Source organism: Arcticibacter sp. (assembly GCF_053551015.1).
Genome location: NZ_JBMQOB010000003.1, coordinates 1 through 17,098 on the forward strand (window position 1 = coordinate 1; position 17,098 = coordinate 17,098).

At 45.0% G+C, this 17,098-nt stretch carries 16 protein-coding genes, 1 tRNA gene and 1 pseudogene; 9 read left to right on the forward strand and 9 right to left on the reverse strand.

Annotation, left to right across the window (positions count from 1 at the left end; translation table 11 throughout):
- From ACO1NU_RS00365 to ACO1NU_RS00375, 3 genes and pseudogenes are all read left to right on the forward strand, one after another.
- Nucleotides 1-676 (forward strand): annotated as a pseudogene (locus tag ACO1NU_RS00365) (hypothetical protein); the annotation flags it as partial.
- Nucleotides 677-793: 117 nt separating this feature from the next.
- On the forward strand, nucleotides 794-1,876 hold the full coding sequence (locus ACO1NU_RS00370; protein ID WP_448816455.1) for an SGNH/GDSL hydrolase family protein: 1,083 nt from the start codon (nucleotides 794-796) through the stop codon (nucleotides 1,874-1,876).
- Nucleotides 1,877-1,937: 61 nt separating this feature from the next.
- Nucleotides 1,938-2,264, forward strand: a complete 327-nt coding sequence (locus tag ACO1NU_RS00375; RefSeq protein WP_448816456.1) for a DMT family transporter — start codon at nucleotides 1,938-1,940, stop codon at nucleotides 2,262-2,264.
- Between the two features lie 51 nt (nucleotides 2,265-2,315).
- Here ACO1NU_RS00375 and ACO1NU_RS00380 read toward each other — a convergent pair whose 3' ends face one another.
- The 4 genes from ACO1NU_RS00380 to ACO1NU_RS00395 all read right to left on the reverse strand — a co-directional run bounded on the left by ACO1NU_RS00380 (nucleotide 2,316) and on the right by ACO1NU_RS00395 (nucleotide 7,392).
- Entirely contained in the window at nucleotides 2,316-2,546 is a 231-nt protein-coding gene (locus tag ACO1NU_RS00380; RefSeq protein ID WP_448816457.1) for a hypothetical protein, read from the reverse strand.
- Nucleotides 2,546-3,835 (reverse strand): DEAD/DEAH box helicase, encoded by a 1,290-nt coding sequence (locus ACO1NU_RS00385; protein WP_448816458.1) that lies wholly within the window; start codon nucleotides 3,833-3,835, stop codon nucleotides 2,546-2,548. Before ACO1NU_RS00385 ends, ACO1NU_RS00380 begins: the two co-directional genes overlap by 1 nt.
- 44 nt (nucleotides 3,836-3,879) lie before the next feature.
- Entirely contained in the window at nucleotides 3,880-4,587 is a 708-nt protein-coding gene (locus ACO1NU_RS00390) for a pseudouridine synthase (protein WP_448816459.1), read from the reverse strand.
- Nucleotides 4,588-4,968: 381 nt separating this feature from the next.
- On the reverse strand, nucleotides 4,969-7,392 hold the full coding sequence (locus ACO1NU_RS00395) for an LruC domain-containing protein (protein WP_448816460.1): 2,424 nt from the start codon (nucleotides 7,390-7,392) through the stop codon (nucleotides 4,969-4,971).
- A 216-nt stretch (nucleotides 7,393-7,608) separates the two neighbouring features.
- Between ACO1NU_RS00395 and ypfJ the strand changes: the two genes are divergently transcribed.
- The 3 genes from ypfJ to ACO1NU_RS00410 all read left to right on the forward strand — a co-directional run bounded on the left by ypfJ (nucleotide 7,609) and on the right by ACO1NU_RS00410 (nucleotide 9,957).
- Nucleotides 7,609-8,454, forward strand: coding sequence for a KPN_02809 family neutral zinc metallopeptidase (gene ypfJ, locus ACO1NU_RS00400; protein ID WP_448816461.1), 846 nt, complete (start codon nucleotides 7,609-7,611; stop codon nucleotides 8,452-8,454).
- A 173-nt stretch (nucleotides 8,455-8,627) separates the two neighbouring features.
- Nucleotides 8,628-9,293: a porin family protein gene (locus tag ACO1NU_RS00405; protein WP_448816462.1), complete on the forward strand. Its 666-nt coding sequence runs from the start codon at nucleotides 8,628-8,630 to the stop codon at nucleotides 9,291-9,293.
- A 118-nt stretch (nucleotides 9,294-9,411) separates the two neighbouring features.
- Entirely contained in the window at nucleotides 9,412-9,957 is a 546-nt protein-coding gene (locus ACO1NU_RS00410) for a hypothetical protein (RefSeq protein ID WP_448816463.1), read from the forward strand.
- 13 nt (nucleotides 9,958-9,970) lie between these two features.
- Here the strand turns inward: ACO1NU_RS00410 and tamL are convergent, their stop codons facing one another.
- Nucleotides 9,971-12,334 (reverse strand): translocation and assembly module lipoprotein TamL, encoded by a 2,364-nt coding sequence (gene tamL / locus ACO1NU_RS00415; RefSeq protein WP_448816464.1) that lies wholly within the window; start codon nucleotides 12,332-12,334, stop codon nucleotides 9,971-9,973.
- Between tamL and ACO1NU_RS00420 the strand changes: the two genes are divergently transcribed.
- The 3 genes from ACO1NU_RS00420 (at nucleotide 12,325) to ACO1NU_RS00430 (ending at nucleotide 13,417) form a co-directional block, all read left to right on the forward strand.
- Nucleotides 12,325-13,071, forward strand: coding sequence for a TrmH family RNA methyltransferase (locus ACO1NU_RS00420; RefSeq protein ID WP_448816465.1), 747 nt, complete (start codon nucleotides 12,325-12,327; stop codon nucleotides 13,069-13,071). The genes tamL and ACO1NU_RS00420 overlap by 10 nt on opposite strands.
- Nucleotides 13,072-13,135: 64 nt before the next feature.
- Nucleotides 13,136-13,206 (forward strand) — tRNA-Cys (locus ACO1NU_RS00425).
- A gap of 31 nt (nucleotides 13,207-13,237) precedes the next feature.
- Nucleotides 13,238-13,417 carry a spore protein gene (locus tag ACO1NU_RS00430; RefSeq protein ID WP_448816466.1) on the forward strand — a complete coding sequence of 60 codons (180 nt, stop codon included), beginning with the start codon at nucleotides 13,238-13,240 and terminating at the stop codon, nucleotides 13,415-13,417.
- Nucleotides 13,418-13,497: 80 nt separating this feature from the next.
- Here the strand turns inward: ACO1NU_RS00430 and ACO1NU_RS00435 are convergent, their stop codons facing one another.
- The 4 genes from ACO1NU_RS00435 to gatB all read right to left on the reverse strand — a co-directional run bounded on the left by ACO1NU_RS00435 (nucleotide 13,498) and on the right by gatB (nucleotide 17,055).
- A complete protein-coding gene (locus tag ACO1NU_RS00435; RefSeq protein ID WP_448816467.1) occupies nucleotides 13,498-13,698 on the reverse strand; it encodes a cysteine-rich CWC family protein in 201 nt (66 codons plus the stop codon).
- A gap of 6 nt (nucleotides 13,699-13,704) precedes the next feature.
- Nucleotides 13,705-14,391: a response regulator transcription factor gene (locus ACO1NU_RS00440; RefSeq protein ID WP_448816468.1), complete on the reverse strand. Its 687-nt coding sequence runs from the start codon at nucleotides 14,389-14,391 to the stop codon at nucleotides 13,705-13,707.
- Between the two features lie 103 nt (nucleotides 14,392-14,494).
- Nucleotides 14,495-15,592, reverse strand: a complete 1,098-nt coding sequence (locus ACO1NU_RS00445; RefSeq protein WP_448816469.1) for a redoxin domain-containing protein — start codon at nucleotides 15,590-15,592, stop codon at nucleotides 14,495-14,497.
- Entirely contained in the window at nucleotides 15,589-17,055 is a 1,467-nt protein-coding gene (gene gatB, locus ACO1NU_RS00450) for an Asp-tRNA(Asn)/Glu-tRNA(Gln) amidotransferase subunit GatB (RefSeq protein WP_448816470.1), read from the reverse strand. Before gatB ends, ACO1NU_RS00445 begins: the two co-directional genes overlap by 4 nt.
- Between the last annotated feature and the right edge of the window lie 43 nt (nucleotides 17,056-17,098).

A 17,098-nucleotide genomic window follows, 5' to 3' on the forward strand; every position in this document is an offset into this window, starting at 1 on the left:
ACGCGACCTGCACGATGCCGATCTTCAGCAACTCGTGGGGATGGACTTTAATGGCAATAGCAAACTGGCAGAGGTGCTGCAGATCCCTCACGAACTGAAGCGGGATGAAGAAGGAAACATTACGGTTACTATAGGCCGCTTCCACCCGGCCAAAGACGTTAAAAAGGCGGCCGGATATGCTGTTTCCCGCTACCGGATCCGGCTGATGGCCGTGGCTTTCGACTTCCGCCAGGAGTACCTGGAGTATCTGGATATGCAGGACGTGGACTTCAAAAAACACGATGTCACGCCCGAACAAACCATCCGGCTCAAGGCTCAGGCTGATCCGGGATGTATGGTGCTGGTCAGCATGTCGCTGCTGATGTATGACGAAATAGCTCAAACGGAGGAGTACGTGCTGCTGAATAACAAGGGCTTCAGTCCATGCGCTATTATTGCTGCCTATCCCGCGGACGAACCTTCGCCCAGGGATGCAAGTGCCGTGGACGTCTGCCAGGCAGTTTTTCCGACGCGCTTCAACAGCATGGTGGGTATGGGCTATGCCGGTAACACCTTGCTGAGAGAGCAGGCGAAGCGAAAGATGCCTCGTCACACCAGGAAGGACGAGGCAAAGGTCAGGCACTCTGAAACTTCCGAGACGGTCATGCGCCAGAAAGTTTTCTTCTGCAAGCGCTGACAGCGATGAGTCCGAGCTGATCATGATAAAATTCTGTCAACTTAGGCTAAAAAAATATTATCAATAACGCATAAGAATCTGTTTTTTAGCTCAGGTAGAAAACCTGCACGAGACAACATGAACTACTTAAGAACTTTCAAGATCATTCTTTTGATACTGCTCGGATGTGCCGGGATCTCTCAGGCAATGGCAGGAGGAAAAATCCAATTTTTCGGGGCCAGCAAATCCGCATTATTGTTTACCGGCCGGGTAGACTTCTCAGATCCTGCACTACCGAGATTCTACTCGCCGGGAGTGTATGTACAGGGCAGGTTCAAGGGGACCAGCTGTGAGCTGGAAATCAATGATGAACTGCTCTATGGCACTAGCCATAACTATATCACGGTGGTAGTCGACAATGGCGCCCCAAAGAGAATTAAGCTGACTGAACGAAAGAACAGGATCAGGATAGCTGATCAACTCGGTAAAGGAGAGCACCGTTTTCTGCTCTGCAAGAGTACTGAATCAGGCATCGGATACATTGAACTGGCGGGCATCTGGTGTGAACGCTTACTGCCGGCGCCGGAGGCCTTGCCGCGAAAGATTGAATTCATAGGAAACTCTATCACCTGTGGCATGGGCAATGATCTAACTATCCCCTGCGGCGGCAGCAGTACCTGGTATGATCAGCATAATGCTTATATGAGCTATGGACCGGTGGCGTCAAGAATGTTGAAAGCCGACTGGGCCCTGACTGCTGTATCTGGTATAGGACTGATTCATAGTTGTTGCGATATGACCATTACGATGCCGCAGGTCTTTGATAAAATCAACCTCAGGGAGAATACTGGTGCATGGGATTTCAACCTATATCAACCCGACGTCGTGACCGTCTGCCTGGGACAGAATGACGGCGTTCAGGATTCAGCAGCATTTTGTAATGCTTACGAGAAGTTTATAAAAACCTTGAGAGGGCACTATCCCAAGGCCTCTATTGTCTGTCTGACCAGTCCCATGGCCGATTCGACTTTACGCTCCTTCATGACCAAAAGCATCACCTCCGTTATTACCAAACTGACGGGAGAGGGTGAGCAGAATGTGTATAAGTTCGTTTTTACAAAAAGGTATCATAAGGGCTGTACAGACCACCCTGATCTTGCCGAACATCAGGAAATCGCGGAGGAGCTCAGTGCTGTTATCAAAAAAATAAAAAACTGGTAAAAAGGACGGCTTCTGAACATCTGTTGAATATTTTCCATCTTTGCAGGAAATTACATCAGAAATGAATTGGATCATTCTTATTATAGCGGGGTTGTTTGAAGTGGGCTTTGCTTCTTGCCTGGGAAAAATGAAAGAAACGGGTGGAACGACGGCTGTTCTCTGGGGTGCCGGCTTTTTAGTCTGCCTCACCATCAGCATGGTGCTTCTGATAAAGGCGACACAAACGTTACCTATCGGAACCGCTTATGCGGTATGGACCGGGGTCGGTGCCGTGGGTACTGTATTGGTTGGTATTCTGGTCTTTAAGGAGCCGGTAACATTCGCCAGGATTTTCTTCCTGACCACGCTGATCGGGTCGATCGCCGGATTGAAATTCGTCTCGTCGTAAAAGAAAGATGCCTGTCCCACGGTTATTTTCCGTTAAGACAGGCATCCTTTACTATCCGAGGTAAGCAACTATGGCTTGTCCGATCTGATTAACCTCTTCATCTGCTGAGAATAGCGGAAGATCAGTGTCCGGATCGAGCTTCAACCACTGCTGCTCAGTGTCCTTTTGTATTTTAACATATTCGACACCTTCTTTGAAGATGGTATAAACGTCCTCTTCTTCAGGAAATACGGAGTATTCGATCTCTCCTATTTCGATATCAAATGGCTCTTGCATACTCATTAACTATGTTTTTTCTTCTTCTCTAATTTGGCTTTTTTACCTGCACCAATATTATAGTCTTTACTATTCTTCTCTTTTTTCTGATGAAAAGCTTCTCCCCTCACAGGTTCTTCTGTTACCTTGATCTTCTTCTTTGTCTTCGCAGCATTCTCCGTGTCGATCAGCAAACCCTCAGGTAGGGGTACTACGGGGAATTTATATCCCAGGGCATGTTCGATCTTCCGAACGTCGGCCAGTTCGATATCGGTCGAGAACACGATGGAAAGAGCATCAATCTCCTCATCCTGATCTTTGATGACGCGGGAAATAAACGTTTCCTTCTCCACAGGAGGTTCCAGGTGAATGATACTGTCGATTCCCGAAAGATCAAGCGGCGCAGCGAGCTCGTTGGCCACAACGAGGAAGTTAAGCTCCTCTGAATCGTAGAACTCGTCTATTGAATTTACCCCTTTCGATTCGAAGAAGACCGGGTTAAGAATGGCAGACCTGGATTTCAGCTTCTGAACGAGCGCATTATAGACCTTTTCAGCTGTAAGACGCGTATTCACAAAAACAACCGACTTAGGCACCTCGGATTCTTTTAACAAATCATTCAGCAGGTTTAACTTCGTTCTGAAATTGGGAACATGGTATAACTGCTGAGGATAGATCTCTGCCTGAGGCTCAACCTCCTCCTCCACTTCAATATACGCGGGATCGCGCATGAAGGGTTCGATCATCTGCTCGATACGGGAATGCATGACTTCGGCAAATACAAGTCTCTGGCATTTAATGATACTGTTTGCCAGCTCGTTGACCGGCAGCTGCAGACCTTGCTTGACGATCAGCTCGGCATCGTCAACAATAAACATCTGAATTTTATTCAGGTCGAGCGCCAGCTTCAGGTAGATCGCACGTGCACGATCAGGGGTGGCTACGATGATGTCCGACCCATCGGCAAGTTCATCCAGCTGAGCTTCCGTACTCACTCCGGGAACAAGCGTGACAATACGTAATGATTTATTCTTATTGAGTGTATCAATTTGGGCAGCGACTGCCTCAACTTTTTCCCTATCGGGAACAAGGATCAATACACGCGGTGCAATCTCAGGAGTTTGTTTCAGGCGCATCAAGGCACCTAATATATAGGTGGTCGTTTTGCCGCAACCTTCGGGACCAATGGCGACAATATCTTGTCCACCAATAATGCGGGACATGGCTCGCAGCTGAATTTCTTTTGGAACCAGATATCCGGCTTCAGTTACCGATCTTACCAGCTGTTTACTAAGCTTTATCTTTTCTAACCACACGATACTTAAATTTTTAATACAAAGAGAGGTGCAAATTTACAACTTTATCCCTTGCCGACATCATATAAGGTAACATCCCAGGACATCATCTCCACTACTCTTTTGAATTCGGGTTGAATCGGTGCCTGAATGAGGATCTCCGTTTGATGAACAGGATGAGTAAAGGAAAGTTCAGAGGCATGCAACATCATGGTTGTCATTTCCCATTTCTCCTTGAAAAGCTTGTTTTGTTTGTTGCATCCGTGCTTTCTATCTCCGATGATAGGATGAAACACGTGAGCGAAATGCTTCCGGAGCTGATGCATTCGTCCGGTTTGCGGGGTGGCCTCAACCAGCGAGTACCTGGATGTCGGATGGGAGCCAAAAGGCACATCGATTTCCGCGCGGTTAAGTGTTCTATAGAATGTGAGGGCTTCCTGAATAGTACCATTTTCTTTTTTCAGCGGGTAATCGATCTCACCCTGGTCGGGAGTATGCCCCCGGAGTACCGTCAGGTATTTTTTACGAACCTGGTTTTCCTGAAACTGCTTGTGCATAGCGATTTCCGCCGTCTTGTCCATTGCAAAAAGCAGAACTCCGCCGGTCTTTCGATCCAAACGGTGTACAGGATTAACATAGTGATTGATTTGGTCGCGAAGAATCTGCAAAGCAAATTCCTGTACGTCCATGGCTATGGGAGATCTGTGTACCAACAGCCCATGTGGTTTGTTAATGGCGATGAGGTGCTCATCTCTAAATAAAATATCCAGCATCCAACTAATTCAGGGCGCAAACTTAAGTCTTTTCCGGCTCAACTACATTATCCGGTATGACGGTTTTCCCGACAGTAGCTACTGCTTATTCATGGTTGAATTCCCACATAAAATAGATTATGCACATGGAAAATAGAAAGAACTCGATCATAGGGCCTCCTCTTTGTATCAAATGTAAGCAACAAGCAATGAAGAATCAAGCGATCAAGGTCATTATCAAATAGTTATATACACATTTCACAATCGTTCAATTTTTTATCGTTTGGGTTCCATTTCCACTAAGAAATCACTGTGATACATGATAGAATTACAATTAAAATAAAGAAGCCCTCCAAGAATCTTGAAGGGCTTCGAATAGATAAAATTTAGAGAGTATTATGATTATTTGGAGAAAATCATCGCTGAGTTCCTAGCCGTTAAGTCTGTATACCATAATGGTGCGGCCTTTCCTCCATTTCTAGCCCAGTCTGCAAACCACTTGTAAGCCCGCGTAATTTCGGCATTTTCAATAGGATAAGCATAATTTGCTATCGGTAACTCTAATGCCCAGACTAAGCCGTTCTTGCTGTAATATGGCTTGGCCAGCGTAGTATTGTCGTCACCTGTTCCGAAAAGACTCCGGTTAGCAAGCTTTGTAGGCTGTTGGCCAGGTAAGTGAGTTTCGTAACCACGACCGAAACCTGGTGTGTTGTTCCAGATAAACATATTATATCTTCCCAATCCGAAACTGGCGAGCGTTGGGCCATTCTTTACTTGAAAGAACACTTTGTACGATTTGCTTTCAGCCGCTGTAGCCTTGGAAGTGTTCCAGTTCGTTTGTTCTTCGCGCGTATTTTTAAACAGAATTACCACTAAACTATCCTGATTATCTTCTGCTGTAGCACCGGAGATACTTACCAGGTTGGATTTCGGTATATTGAATTGAATACCCGCACCATTATTGTATTCCCCCCCGGTAGCTATAAGCTTGAAATCGGCATCTACGGTAACCACCTGATTTTCAGAGTTTGTCACTATTTCGTAGCGATAGCTGATAACCACATCGTTCATATCATAGTCTCCCTGATACGGCCATCTGTCTTCGAAAGCAACTGTAGACCCACCCTCGCTATAGTTCACCCCATAGCTTTTAAAAGCTTTGGTTGGATCATTAGGAAATTGATCTTCCTGATCAATTACACCGTCCTTATCTGTATCCACTAAGGGAGGATTTGGGTCTACTCCGTATCCTTCAGTACACTCATTAGCCGCGATATAGATATCACATCCGTTCTTTGCAGAATTAAGAAGATGTCTTGCAGACAGGCTTCTTTTGGGATCGCAATACATAACTCGTCCTGTAAATGTTCCACCGGCACTTTCCACAAGATCAGCTGAGGTTCCGGTCACCCTGAAAAGTGCCCACTCCGTACCATTAGGAGGCCCGCTGACCGTCTGACTGCTGGAAAGCAAGTTAGCTGTGCGGAACATCGATTTTGGAGATAAGGTCATATTTGAGTTCATCGTCGTATTTCCCTTCACGTCAATAAACGACTCATTGACCATCGTTGCTCCGTTAAGATTAAAGTCGGTCAAAACAATCAGCTTGCAGCGGTTTGTAAAGGTGCCGCTCGTACCATTAAAACTCTTTACCTGCAACTCGCCATCATTTACAAAAGTTGAACCGAATTCCAGGTGTGCATTTACAGCTAATAGCTTTCCTGAATTGACAATGCTTCCTGCTGAATTCATCGTCAGACGCTCCTGAAAAACATTAAAGGTACCGTAGTTATCCAAGCGGGAAGGACTAGCTCCGACGACCAGTTCTCCTTTAGCATTGTACGTACCTGAATTACTGATACGTCCGCCATTTTCTGCTTTAGACTGTCCAAGGGCATTGATCGTTCCATAGTTGTTCAGCACAGCGCCCGTGTTCATCCAAATCGTCTGGGCGGCCGTTATCGTCCCAAAGTTTGTTACGGTTCCGTTCTCTGCTGAAAGGTAATTCGTAGTTATTATTCCCGTGTTGTATAACGATCCGATAACCTTGGTACTCCACTGATCCGCGTTAATAGTGAGCGATCCGAAGTTCTTGATCGATGAAGTTGTTCCCCAATGTGAACCTTCGATCGATGCGCTTCCTGTACTGGTGATAATAATATTCAACCCGTTAATATTTCCGCCAACTAATCTGACGTTCTTTCCGCACACGTATAAGGTTCCGTTATGCCCCCAGTCCAGGCCAACTACAATATCACTGGCTGTAATAGAGTAGACTGCTCCGTTCTGAGCCTTAAAATTAGATACGGACGCACGAATAGTCGTCACTCCTGTTCCGGATGCGCAGCTTGGGCTGCTTTCTGCAACTGCTGAGGTTGAAAATCCGACCGCAGAAAGTTTCCTCATGGATTTCATCACGTTGGATTCGCCGATGGATAGTGAAACATCAGTGGATGTAATATCCACTTTGTGGCTAACTTTTGATCCGTCAGGAGCGATCTTCGTGATATAGACCTCGTTAATCATTACTGGAAGATAGATCCGTGTGTTGAAAGCAGACGTCAGCGTCGCACCACCTTTAGATAGCAGTTCGCCTCCGTTGTCCGGATCACCGGCGTAAACCGATATCACATGAAGAGAATTACCGAAGCGGGAATCGGAAACCGATATACTGAAATTAACATCTCTTGATGTTCCCCAATCAAACGAGTCAGGTACGCTAAGATCGCTGATGGCTTCCGAGCCCTCCGACGTTATGCCGTCCTTCTTACAAGATACAGCTGCTAACGCTAAAATCGAAACAGCTAATAATAAATATTTCTTCATAAATATTGCAAATATATACTAGTTGACAACATCTGTGCCAATAAAATTCACATTATATAGCACTGACCACCTGCAATTTAACCAAAATAGAGCTCTTCGAACTGGGGAATGTGCAAGGAAAAAATTCCCCGTATCTCACAATTCCATTCTCAGGCGCTTCACAATGTGCAAACTAATCCTCCGTCGCGTTTGTTCAGCTCAAAAACACGATATATTATGAAATGGATGGGCAGACGCGAAAGCGGAAACATAGAAGACAGAAGAAGCGGCGGCGGTGGCCTCGCGCTGGGCGGGGGACTCACGGCTGTGATTGCCGTTGTCTTTGCTCTGCTAACGGGGCAAAATCCCCTGGAGTTTATCGGAATGACCCAGCAGGGAGCATCGCCTACCCAAGGACCGGGAATTAGTACCGACGTCAAGGACGATCCCAATTCCCATTTTGTGGCAGTAGTGCTTGCTGAAACGGAAGATGTATGGGATAGCGTCTTTAGGGCTCAGAACCTACGGTATGAGAAACCCGTGCTCACCCTGTTCAGTGGCCAGGTTCGTTCCGGATGCGGGGCAGCCAGTTCATCGACCGGGCCATTCTATTGTCCAGCTGATAGCAAGGTGTACATAGACCTGAGCTTTTACGATGAGTTGAAGCAGCGCTTCGGAGCTCCCGGTGATTTTGCCATGGCTTACGTTGTAGCCCATGAGGTGGGCCACCATATCCAGCACCTGCTTGGCACGACGGATAAAGTCGACAGGATGAGAGGAAAAGTGAGCGATGAGGAACTGAATGCCTTATCTGTACGGCTGGAACTGCAAGCGGATTTTTTAGCGGGGGTTTGGGCGCATCATACTCAGAAAAAGGAATTGCTGGAGGCTGGAGATATTGAAGAGGCTCTAAATGCGGCTAATGCTATCGGCGATGACCGCCTTCAGATGGAAGCACAGGGATATGTGGTGCCGGATGCATTCACGCACGGAACGTCTGCGCAGCGAATGCGCTGGTTTAAGAAAGGCTTGGAGACCGGAGATATTCGGGCGGGAGACACCTTCGCCGCCGGAACTTTGTAATTTGTATTTTTTTCAATACAGAATTGACTACCAAACAAAACAATATTTTTTGCTCCAGATTAACTCTCTATTAACTAATACGCTCATTATTAACTAGATTTTAATTTTTTGGCAAATAGGCAAAGGTTTTGTCTTTATGCAAGCACATACTTAAAACTTTAAAAGTAAAAAACATGAAAAAAATAGCTTTACTAGCAGCTGGAATCCTGATCGGAGGCGCTGCATCTGCACAGTCTTTACCACCGGTAAAATATGGTTTGAAAGTGGGTGTTAACCTTCCTAAATTACACGTAAATAACACGAATGGTGACGACTGGGAATCGCAGTCAACCACTAATTTCAGTGTGACAGGTTACGCCGATGTGCCGGTTGCAAATGGTCTGTCTGTTCAGCCTGGTATATCCCTGCAAGGAAAGGGCGGTAAGTTTGAACGCACCGGAAGTGCTGCAGCAGGAGAAGTAAAAGACAATACCATGTATGCAGAGATCCCGGTGAACCTTGTGGGAAAGATTCCACTGGGTACTACCGGAACTAACTTCTACCTTGGTGCTGGTCCATATGCGGCCTTCGCCATCTCAGGTGAGAGAAAGGCATCTGGAAACATCGGTGGATTCGGAGTATCAGGAGACCGTGATTTAGAATTTGGTTCTGATAATGGCGATGATTACAAAAGTACTGACTTCGGTGTAAACTTCTTAGCTGGTTTCCAGTTAAACAGTGGATTTAACATCGGTGCCGGTTATGGTCTTGGTCTTTCAGACCTTCGTCCGAACGGAGATGGTGACAATGGAAAAACAACCAACCGTGTGCTTTCATTCTCTGTAGGATATTCATTCTAACAGCTGAAGAACTTCTTTAATTAATGATTAATTCTGTGGAGCCCTCAAACATATTTGAGGGCTCTTCTTGTTTATGAAGGCGGCTGTTTATATTTGCGACAGCTTATTGCAGCGAACGATGATCAAATTTAAGTTTATACTAGCAGTACTTTTTGTTTTAAGCGGATTTACCAGCATGGCACTTCCGGGAACTGACTCCCTAACCAACTTTATCGTCAAGGAGAATCTCCTGAAAAATGATAAACTGGCGATCATTGCTACAGATGCGAATGAGGTACCTAAGGAGAGTGTAAATGGCACGTTCGTGTTTACAATCAACGGCTTTAAACAGGAACTGCGATTTAATGAAGGCGTGGCGATCGCACCCCAGCAAATTGAGAAGTCCACCTTCGTATATCTCAAACACAAGAACGAAACGGCGAGTCCCGCTAAACTTTACTATGTTCTGAAAAAGGAAGGTGGTATCAACCCGATAAAGATCAATTGGATGATGCTGATTATCATCCCGCTCGCACTTGTTGTAATTGCCAGTATATTCAGGAAGTTCATCGTTTTTGCCGTCATTATTCTGATCCTTCTGCTGGTGTTTAACTCTAATAAAGGATTAGGCATACCAACAATCTTCGAGACCATCTTCGACGGACTCAAGAATGCGATCATGTAATGCGAAGATATCCCTAGAATGGCATCCCTATCCCGAAATTATATTGGAGAAACCGATACCTGTCGGGTGCATTGGTCTTGATGTAAGCGTCTTTGAATTCTCTTCTTGCGTCGCTGCTGAACAGGTGTTTCACAACCCAATTGTCTGATCCGGTGAATTGCGGATCTTTGATTTTAGCACCTACGTCAAAGCGGAACACAAAATACTGAAGGTCAAAGCGCAGTCCGGCTCCTGCACCAAGAGCAAGCTGATCAAGGAACTTATTGAAATAGAACTTTCCACCTGGAACCTTTTCATTTTCATCCAGGAGCCAGACGTTGCCAAAATCCATGAAAGTAGCAGCTTTCAATTTGGATCCGAAAAAGTTATTCATTAGCTTGAACCGGTACTCAACGTTTCCTTCAAACTTAATCTCGCCATACTGATCAAGATAAGTTAAGTTCTTTCTGTTTTCTTCGCTTTCGATCACGCTTCTGTTGTAGACACCAGGCCCCAGGGTTCTGGCTTGCCAGGCTCTTACTCCGCTAGACCCACCGGCATAAAAATTTCTTTCGAAAGGAAGCGCGTTTGAATTTCCGTAGGGAAGAGCGATGCCAGGATTTACACGCGCTACAAATTGTCGTTCACCTCCGAGGGACCTGTAGTACCTCAAATCCAATTCTGTTTTTACATACTGTAAATAAGGAAGGCCCATAAATGTTCGGAATCCATTTTCATCTTTATGAAATTTGAAAACGTTCGCCAACAATCCTAATGAATTTCCTCCAACATCAAAAAAGCCACGGAAGTAGATAAAATCCTCATAAGCACTCAGCTTATGAGCGTTAAGCGTGAAATTGTATTGAGATCCTAAATTCAGGAAGCGCCTATCATTTGTTTGCACATAGAGAAGGTTTCCGCTATTTCGCAAGCTATCTCTGAATGCTTCGTCGAGCCTACCATCACGGTACTCTATATTGATCGGTGTAAAGCTATGCAATCGGCTCTTGCTCTGCGTCCAATCGTAGCTGATTGAGTTGATAAACAACCTGTTCCTGAAGGCTCCCGGCTGATCAAAGATCTGCATACTGCTGGAGATAGTTGTATGGGGTAAGCCTGCTCTGAAATTCTCTCTGACCCGAAACGGTGCCAGGATACGGGGAATGATCAGGTTCGCTCCTATTTGTATGTCGCGATTAAAAATACTGCTGAATAGTTTTTTATCACGAGAGTCAAACAGCGCACCGTAGCGGAATTTGACATCGAGCCTCTCCGCACCGCCAAAGAGGTTTCGATTGGTATAGGTGTTTCCAATATTGAAGCCGTTACGCCCTGAATTGAAGGTGTACTCCCCTTCCACCCTATTGCTGTTTCGCTTCAAAGGTGTGATCTCTATACGTGCATTCAGGCTGACACTATCGGGATCTTTCTCGTAATCAATTTTAATGTTGCGGAAAACATTCAGCTCGTAGAGGCGGTCGTATGTTAGATTTTCTTCTTCTACACTATAGCGTTCTCCCTTGTTCAGAAAGATATACCGGGTCAGTTTGTCGAACTTGAACCGGTGCGAGTAGTCCCTGAAAAAATATTGTGAGTCCACCCAGGCACTATCCGGTGGACGCCTTCCAAACCTGATATTGCTGTTCCTGATGTCAATGTTGGTATTCTTAAGATGGTAGACTTTATGCGAAGACAGAGCCGGTGGATTGTACACGTTCAGTTTCAGATCGACCTGACTCGACATCAATGTACTATCTGCATCTACATGTATATAGGGCTTCAGGAAATCATAGTATCCGTTCGACTTCATCAGCGCATAAATGTTGTTAATCTCGGCCATGATCGAATCAACATCATAGCGATTGCCGGAGTGAAGCCTGGATATACGTTCCCGATTTTTGGAGTACAGGCTATCTACGGCCACGTCGGGGATTACATGGGCTATATTTCGCACCTTGAAAGAAGGTCCCTGCACGGCCTCGAAGGTGATGTACGCTTTCTTATTTCTGACTTTGATTCTGCTGTCCACCTTCGCATTAAAAAAGCTCTTGTATGCCAGAAACTTCTGTATCTCACGCCGCGATATGTCTACCAGTGAGCTGTCAAGCAAATGAGGGGCTTCTCCGATATTTTTAATCCGGTCTGTACGGTATTTTCCATCCCGTGTGTTGAACATGTTATATAGCGCCAGATTCACCCTGGAGTTAGGCCGTATGTCTTGCTGGACGTACTGATATGCTTCTTCAGAAAAACTGGCGTCAATCCCCTTCAGTTTGACATTTTTTACGAGTGCCTGGTCTTCGTTCAGGTATCTGGTGGCGGAACAACCGGAGAAAATAACTGTTAAAAACAGTATACTTGCACGCAAAACAACAATGCTATCTTTATATGCTTTCAAAATCCCAAATCAGTTTTGTAAATGCATTACACTTAAAAAAAAACAGAAAAGACCGAGGTCTCTTCCTGGTAGAAGGAATCAAATCCATTACTGAATTTATTCATTCAAAGTATCAGGTAGATTCAATATTCTGTTGTGAAGCGTCACTTCAAAAGTTCAGCAGCATTTCACAGGATGTTAAACTTGTGGAGATTAGTGAAGCAGATCTTAAAAAGATCAGTACGCTCACTACCCCCCAGGATGCCCTTGCAATTATAAGGATTCCTGAGAAAACCCCGTTACGATCGGAAAGTTTTCTGAATAAGTTCACATTGCTGCTGGATGGAATTCAGGACCCGGGGAATCTCGGAACAATTATACGGACCGCTGACTGGTTCGGATTTTCTGAAATCGTTTGTTCCGAAGACACTGTTGAGGCCTATAACCCAAAGGTAGTGCAGGCATCTATGGGCTCACTATCGCGAATGTCTGTTTATTATACCGACTTGCCGGCATTTATTAAAGATGTACAAATACCCGTATACGGTGCCTTGCTTGAGGGTGTATCTATATATGAAACGGCATTTGAGCATCCGGGACTTGTCGTTCTTGGGAATGAAGGGAAGGGTATCTCTCAGAACGTCATTCAGTTGATCAGCAACAGAATCACCATTCCAAGGTTTGGAGGTGCTGAATCTCTTAATGTCGCGGTTTCCGCATCGATTATCTGTTCTGAATTAAAAAGAAGAGGATTTTAAAATCTTTGCAAATAATTGTTGTAAGGTACCGATAAATTATTATTTTTGCACTCCCTACAAGAAGGGTCGGATGGCCGAGTGGCTAGGCAGAGGTCTGCAAAACCTTCTACAGCGGTTCGAATCCGCTTCCGACCTCACAGGATTTAAAAAAATTAAAAAAAAGACAATGGGAGTTACACGTTTAAAGAGAAAAGATAGAAAAAACAAAACGGTTTCACGCCTTGAAGTTCAATTCCTAAAGATTGGCCGTAACATTGAGAAAGGAAGCCGCTCTCAGGAATCTGCTTCCAGCCAGGTTGCTAAGAACAATGCTGTTCTTGCTCAGATCGAGGCACAGGCTAAGTAAGAGTTTATCGTACTAATAATACAAAAAGCCGGATAATTATATTATCCGGCTTTTTTGTTGTGGCATTTTTTAGATGTCATTTATGCTAGCGTTTTCTGGTAAACAGCAGCCAGTTCAAGAAGACAGGAAGCACAGAGGCAGCCGTCATAGTTTTCTCCTATAAACTCAATCTCATCAGGCGTTAGCTGGACAGCACTGCACTGACAGCGCGTGTAGCTGTTAGACCGGCATTCGATCTGAACAGCGCAACGCTCACACCTGATGATCTCATGTTTAATCACTGTTTTTTACGTATCAAATTTATATCCCACACCCTTGACGGTGCTGATGTAATTATCTCCCAACTTCTCACGCACTTTGCGTATATGTACGTCGATGGTCCGGTTGGTTACCACGACAGAGTCTTCCCAGATATTCTTGAGAATAACCTCCCGGGTGTATACCTTTCCTGGCTTAGACGCCAGTAAATACAATAGTTCGAATTCCTTCTTTGCCAGGGATACCCGCTCCCCGCGTTGGTAGACCAGATAGGTCTCCCGATCAATAACAAGATCGCCTATTTCAATCTTATTCTCTACAACGTCTTCTGTTTGGTTATTTCTCCTCAGAATAGCATTGATGCGACTAACGAGCGCACGGGTTTTAATGGGCTTGGCAATGTAATCGTCTGCACCCACGTTAAAGCCTGCTATCTCCGAATATTCTTCACTACGGGCGGTAAGAAAGACCATGAAGGTAGACTTAAAGTCGTTCATCGAACGCATTACCCGACAAGCTTCTATACCGTCCATTTTCGGCATCATCACATCGAGAATGATAAGATCGGGATGAACGCGTTTTGCCTCAGTTATACCCTCCTGGCCGTTACTGGCAGTATAAACCAGATAGCCTTCCTTTTTGAGGTTGTACTCAATTAATTCCCGGATGTCTGGTTCGTCATCAACGATAAGAATTTTCTGCTTTGCTGAACTCATGATTTTGGATTACGTTGCTAATGTAGCAGGAATAGGATACTTCAAAGTTAATACAATATTAAATTATTGTTAACGCTCGCAGTATCTTAACAAACCGGTGAGCTCAATTTAATGTCTTCTTCAGAAATTCTTCAAGTTCCTGTCCTCTCAGATTTTTTGCAATGATTTTACCGGAAGGATCGATCAGGAAGGACGCGGGAATGGCAGCGACCTGATATTGTCTTGCGATAGCACTATTCCATTCATCCAGATCAGAAACATGGGTCCAATCTAGTTCGTCATCTTCAATAGCTTTTAGCCATTTATCCCTGTCACCATCAAGAGATACTCCCAATATGGTGAAGTTCTTGTTTTTAAAGCGATTATACTGTTTAACAATATTTGGATTTTCCTGCCGGCAAGGTCCGCACCATGATGCCCAGAAGTCTAGCAGAACATACTTTCCTTTAAAGTCGGATAGTTTGATGATGTGACCATTAGGCGCAGTGCTTTGGAAGTCGATAGCTGGCTGACCCTTTGCAATCGGCTTCACCCTGTTCATTTTCGCAACGAAATCCTGAACAAGCTTATTGTTTGGAAACTTACCCTTAAGCCCTTCAGCGTAGTGCAACAGGGGCTCCTCATATTCAATCGGGTCTAGCATGCTCATTGCATAGAAACCCGCGAGATTATCTTTATTCGCTTCAGCAAAGGAAAGCGCCTCTATGCTAAAGGCCTTCATATTTTCATCGAACTTTGGAGAAAGCTCTTCAACGATCTGTTCACGGGAATCCGGGTTCGCCGATACGCGTCTGTCGAATTCGGTTTTCAGATCCACAAATATCTTTCCGTATTTACCGTTGATTTGATTGAAGTCCCTCAGCTTCGCTGCATCTTCCGAGCCTTCTATCTGGTAATCGCCCACAGAGCTGGCATAGTCAGCATTAAACTTCAGATCATCTCCATTTTTCGCCAGGAGCAAATAATTCTTTTCACCTGCGAGAATGTAGAAAAATTCAGGTTCAGGCGATGGCACCCGGAAGCGGAACTCCCCTTTGTCGTTCACAACGGCTGAGTCGACCAGCTCCTTCCCTTTATAAAGTTGAACATTGGTTAAACTTCCAGCATTTTGAAGGGTGCCTTCGAGGACAAATGAGGTATTATTCTTGCAGGCAGATAAAGCTGCAGTAAGGGCTAAAAAAAATAATATTATTCGATTCACTTTAAGGATTCTAGTTTTTCTACGAGAAGTTTGTTCGCTGTTTTAGGGTCGATCTTACCTTTCGATATTTTCATGATCTCTCCCATAAACAATCCTAAAACGCCCTTTTTCCCTTTATGGTATTCAGTTACCTTATCGGGAAACTTCGCCACAGCGCTATCTATAAAACCAGTAAGCTCGCTATGGTCTGTATCAATGATCAGGTTGAGCTCATGAACGAGCTCAGATACTGATGACTTACCATTTCCAGATACAAGAGCCGGGAAGAGCTGCTGAACAGCAGCAGTATTGTTAATCTTTGATGATTCTACAAGCGCTATTATCTCCGCGATCGATTTCACGTAGGGCTGCAGAATGCTAAAGTCCTTTCCGTTCTCATTTACATAAGACTGGAGAGGTCCGTTGATCCAGTTTGCTGCCGCTTTATAGTAAGGTGTTTGCCCGGCAAGCTCTTCGAAGAAGTCTGCTACGGCTCTATCTGATGTCAACAATGAAGCATCATAGTGCGACAAAGAGAACTCTTCAGAATAGCGTTTTATACGTTGCTCAGGCAGCTCAGGAAGTTCACTCTTTAGCTGCTGGATCCACTCTTCAGAAAGTTGCATGGGAGGCAGATCAGGCTCTGGAAAGTACCTGTAGTCGTTAGCCATCTCTTTGGACCGGAGTACGGAAGTTACCCCGGTTGCAGCGTCAAAGTTCAGCGTATTCTGGTCTATATGTTCTCCTTGTTCAACGAGCTTGACCTGTCTTTTAAATTCGTAATTGATCGCCCTTTGGAGATTGCGGATTGAATTCAGGTTCTTGACTTCACATCGTGCGCCATATTCAGGAGAGCCTTTCGGTCTGACCGATATGTTTGCATCGCAGCGAAGGCTCCCCTCCTCCATATTGCCGTCGCATATATTCAAATACCTGACTAGCTTTCTTATTTCAGACATGTATGCTGCCGCCTCTTCTGCCGAGCGCAGATCCGGTTCAGAAACAATCTCAATCAAGGGCACCCCAGCTCTATTCAAGTCAATAAGGGAGTACCTGCTATCTTTGTCGTGCATGCTTTTTCCGGCATCTTCTTCCATATGGATCCTGTTGATCCGGATATCCTTCTCGGTTTTGTCTTTTAGCCGGATCGTGATGTATCCTGCCTGGCAAACGGGGATTTCGTCCTGAGTGATCTGGTAACCTTTAGGAAGATCCGCGTAGAAGTAATTCTTGCGATCAAAACGGTTGTACTTGTTAATGCGGCAGTTTGTTGCCCATCCCATCTTTACCGCGTAAGCCACTACCTTTTCATTTATTTTGGGCAGGGTGCCAGGCAAACCAACCGATATGATACTGGTATGCTCGTTTGGACCCGCACCAAAAGATGCAGGATCAGAGGAAAAGATCTTACTGTTCGTCTGAAGTTGGGCATGGATTTCGAGTCCGATAACGAGATCATATTTCGCCAGAATTTCGTCTGTCATGTCTATTATATACTTTGTAAAGATTTAAGTTGATGTCGAATAC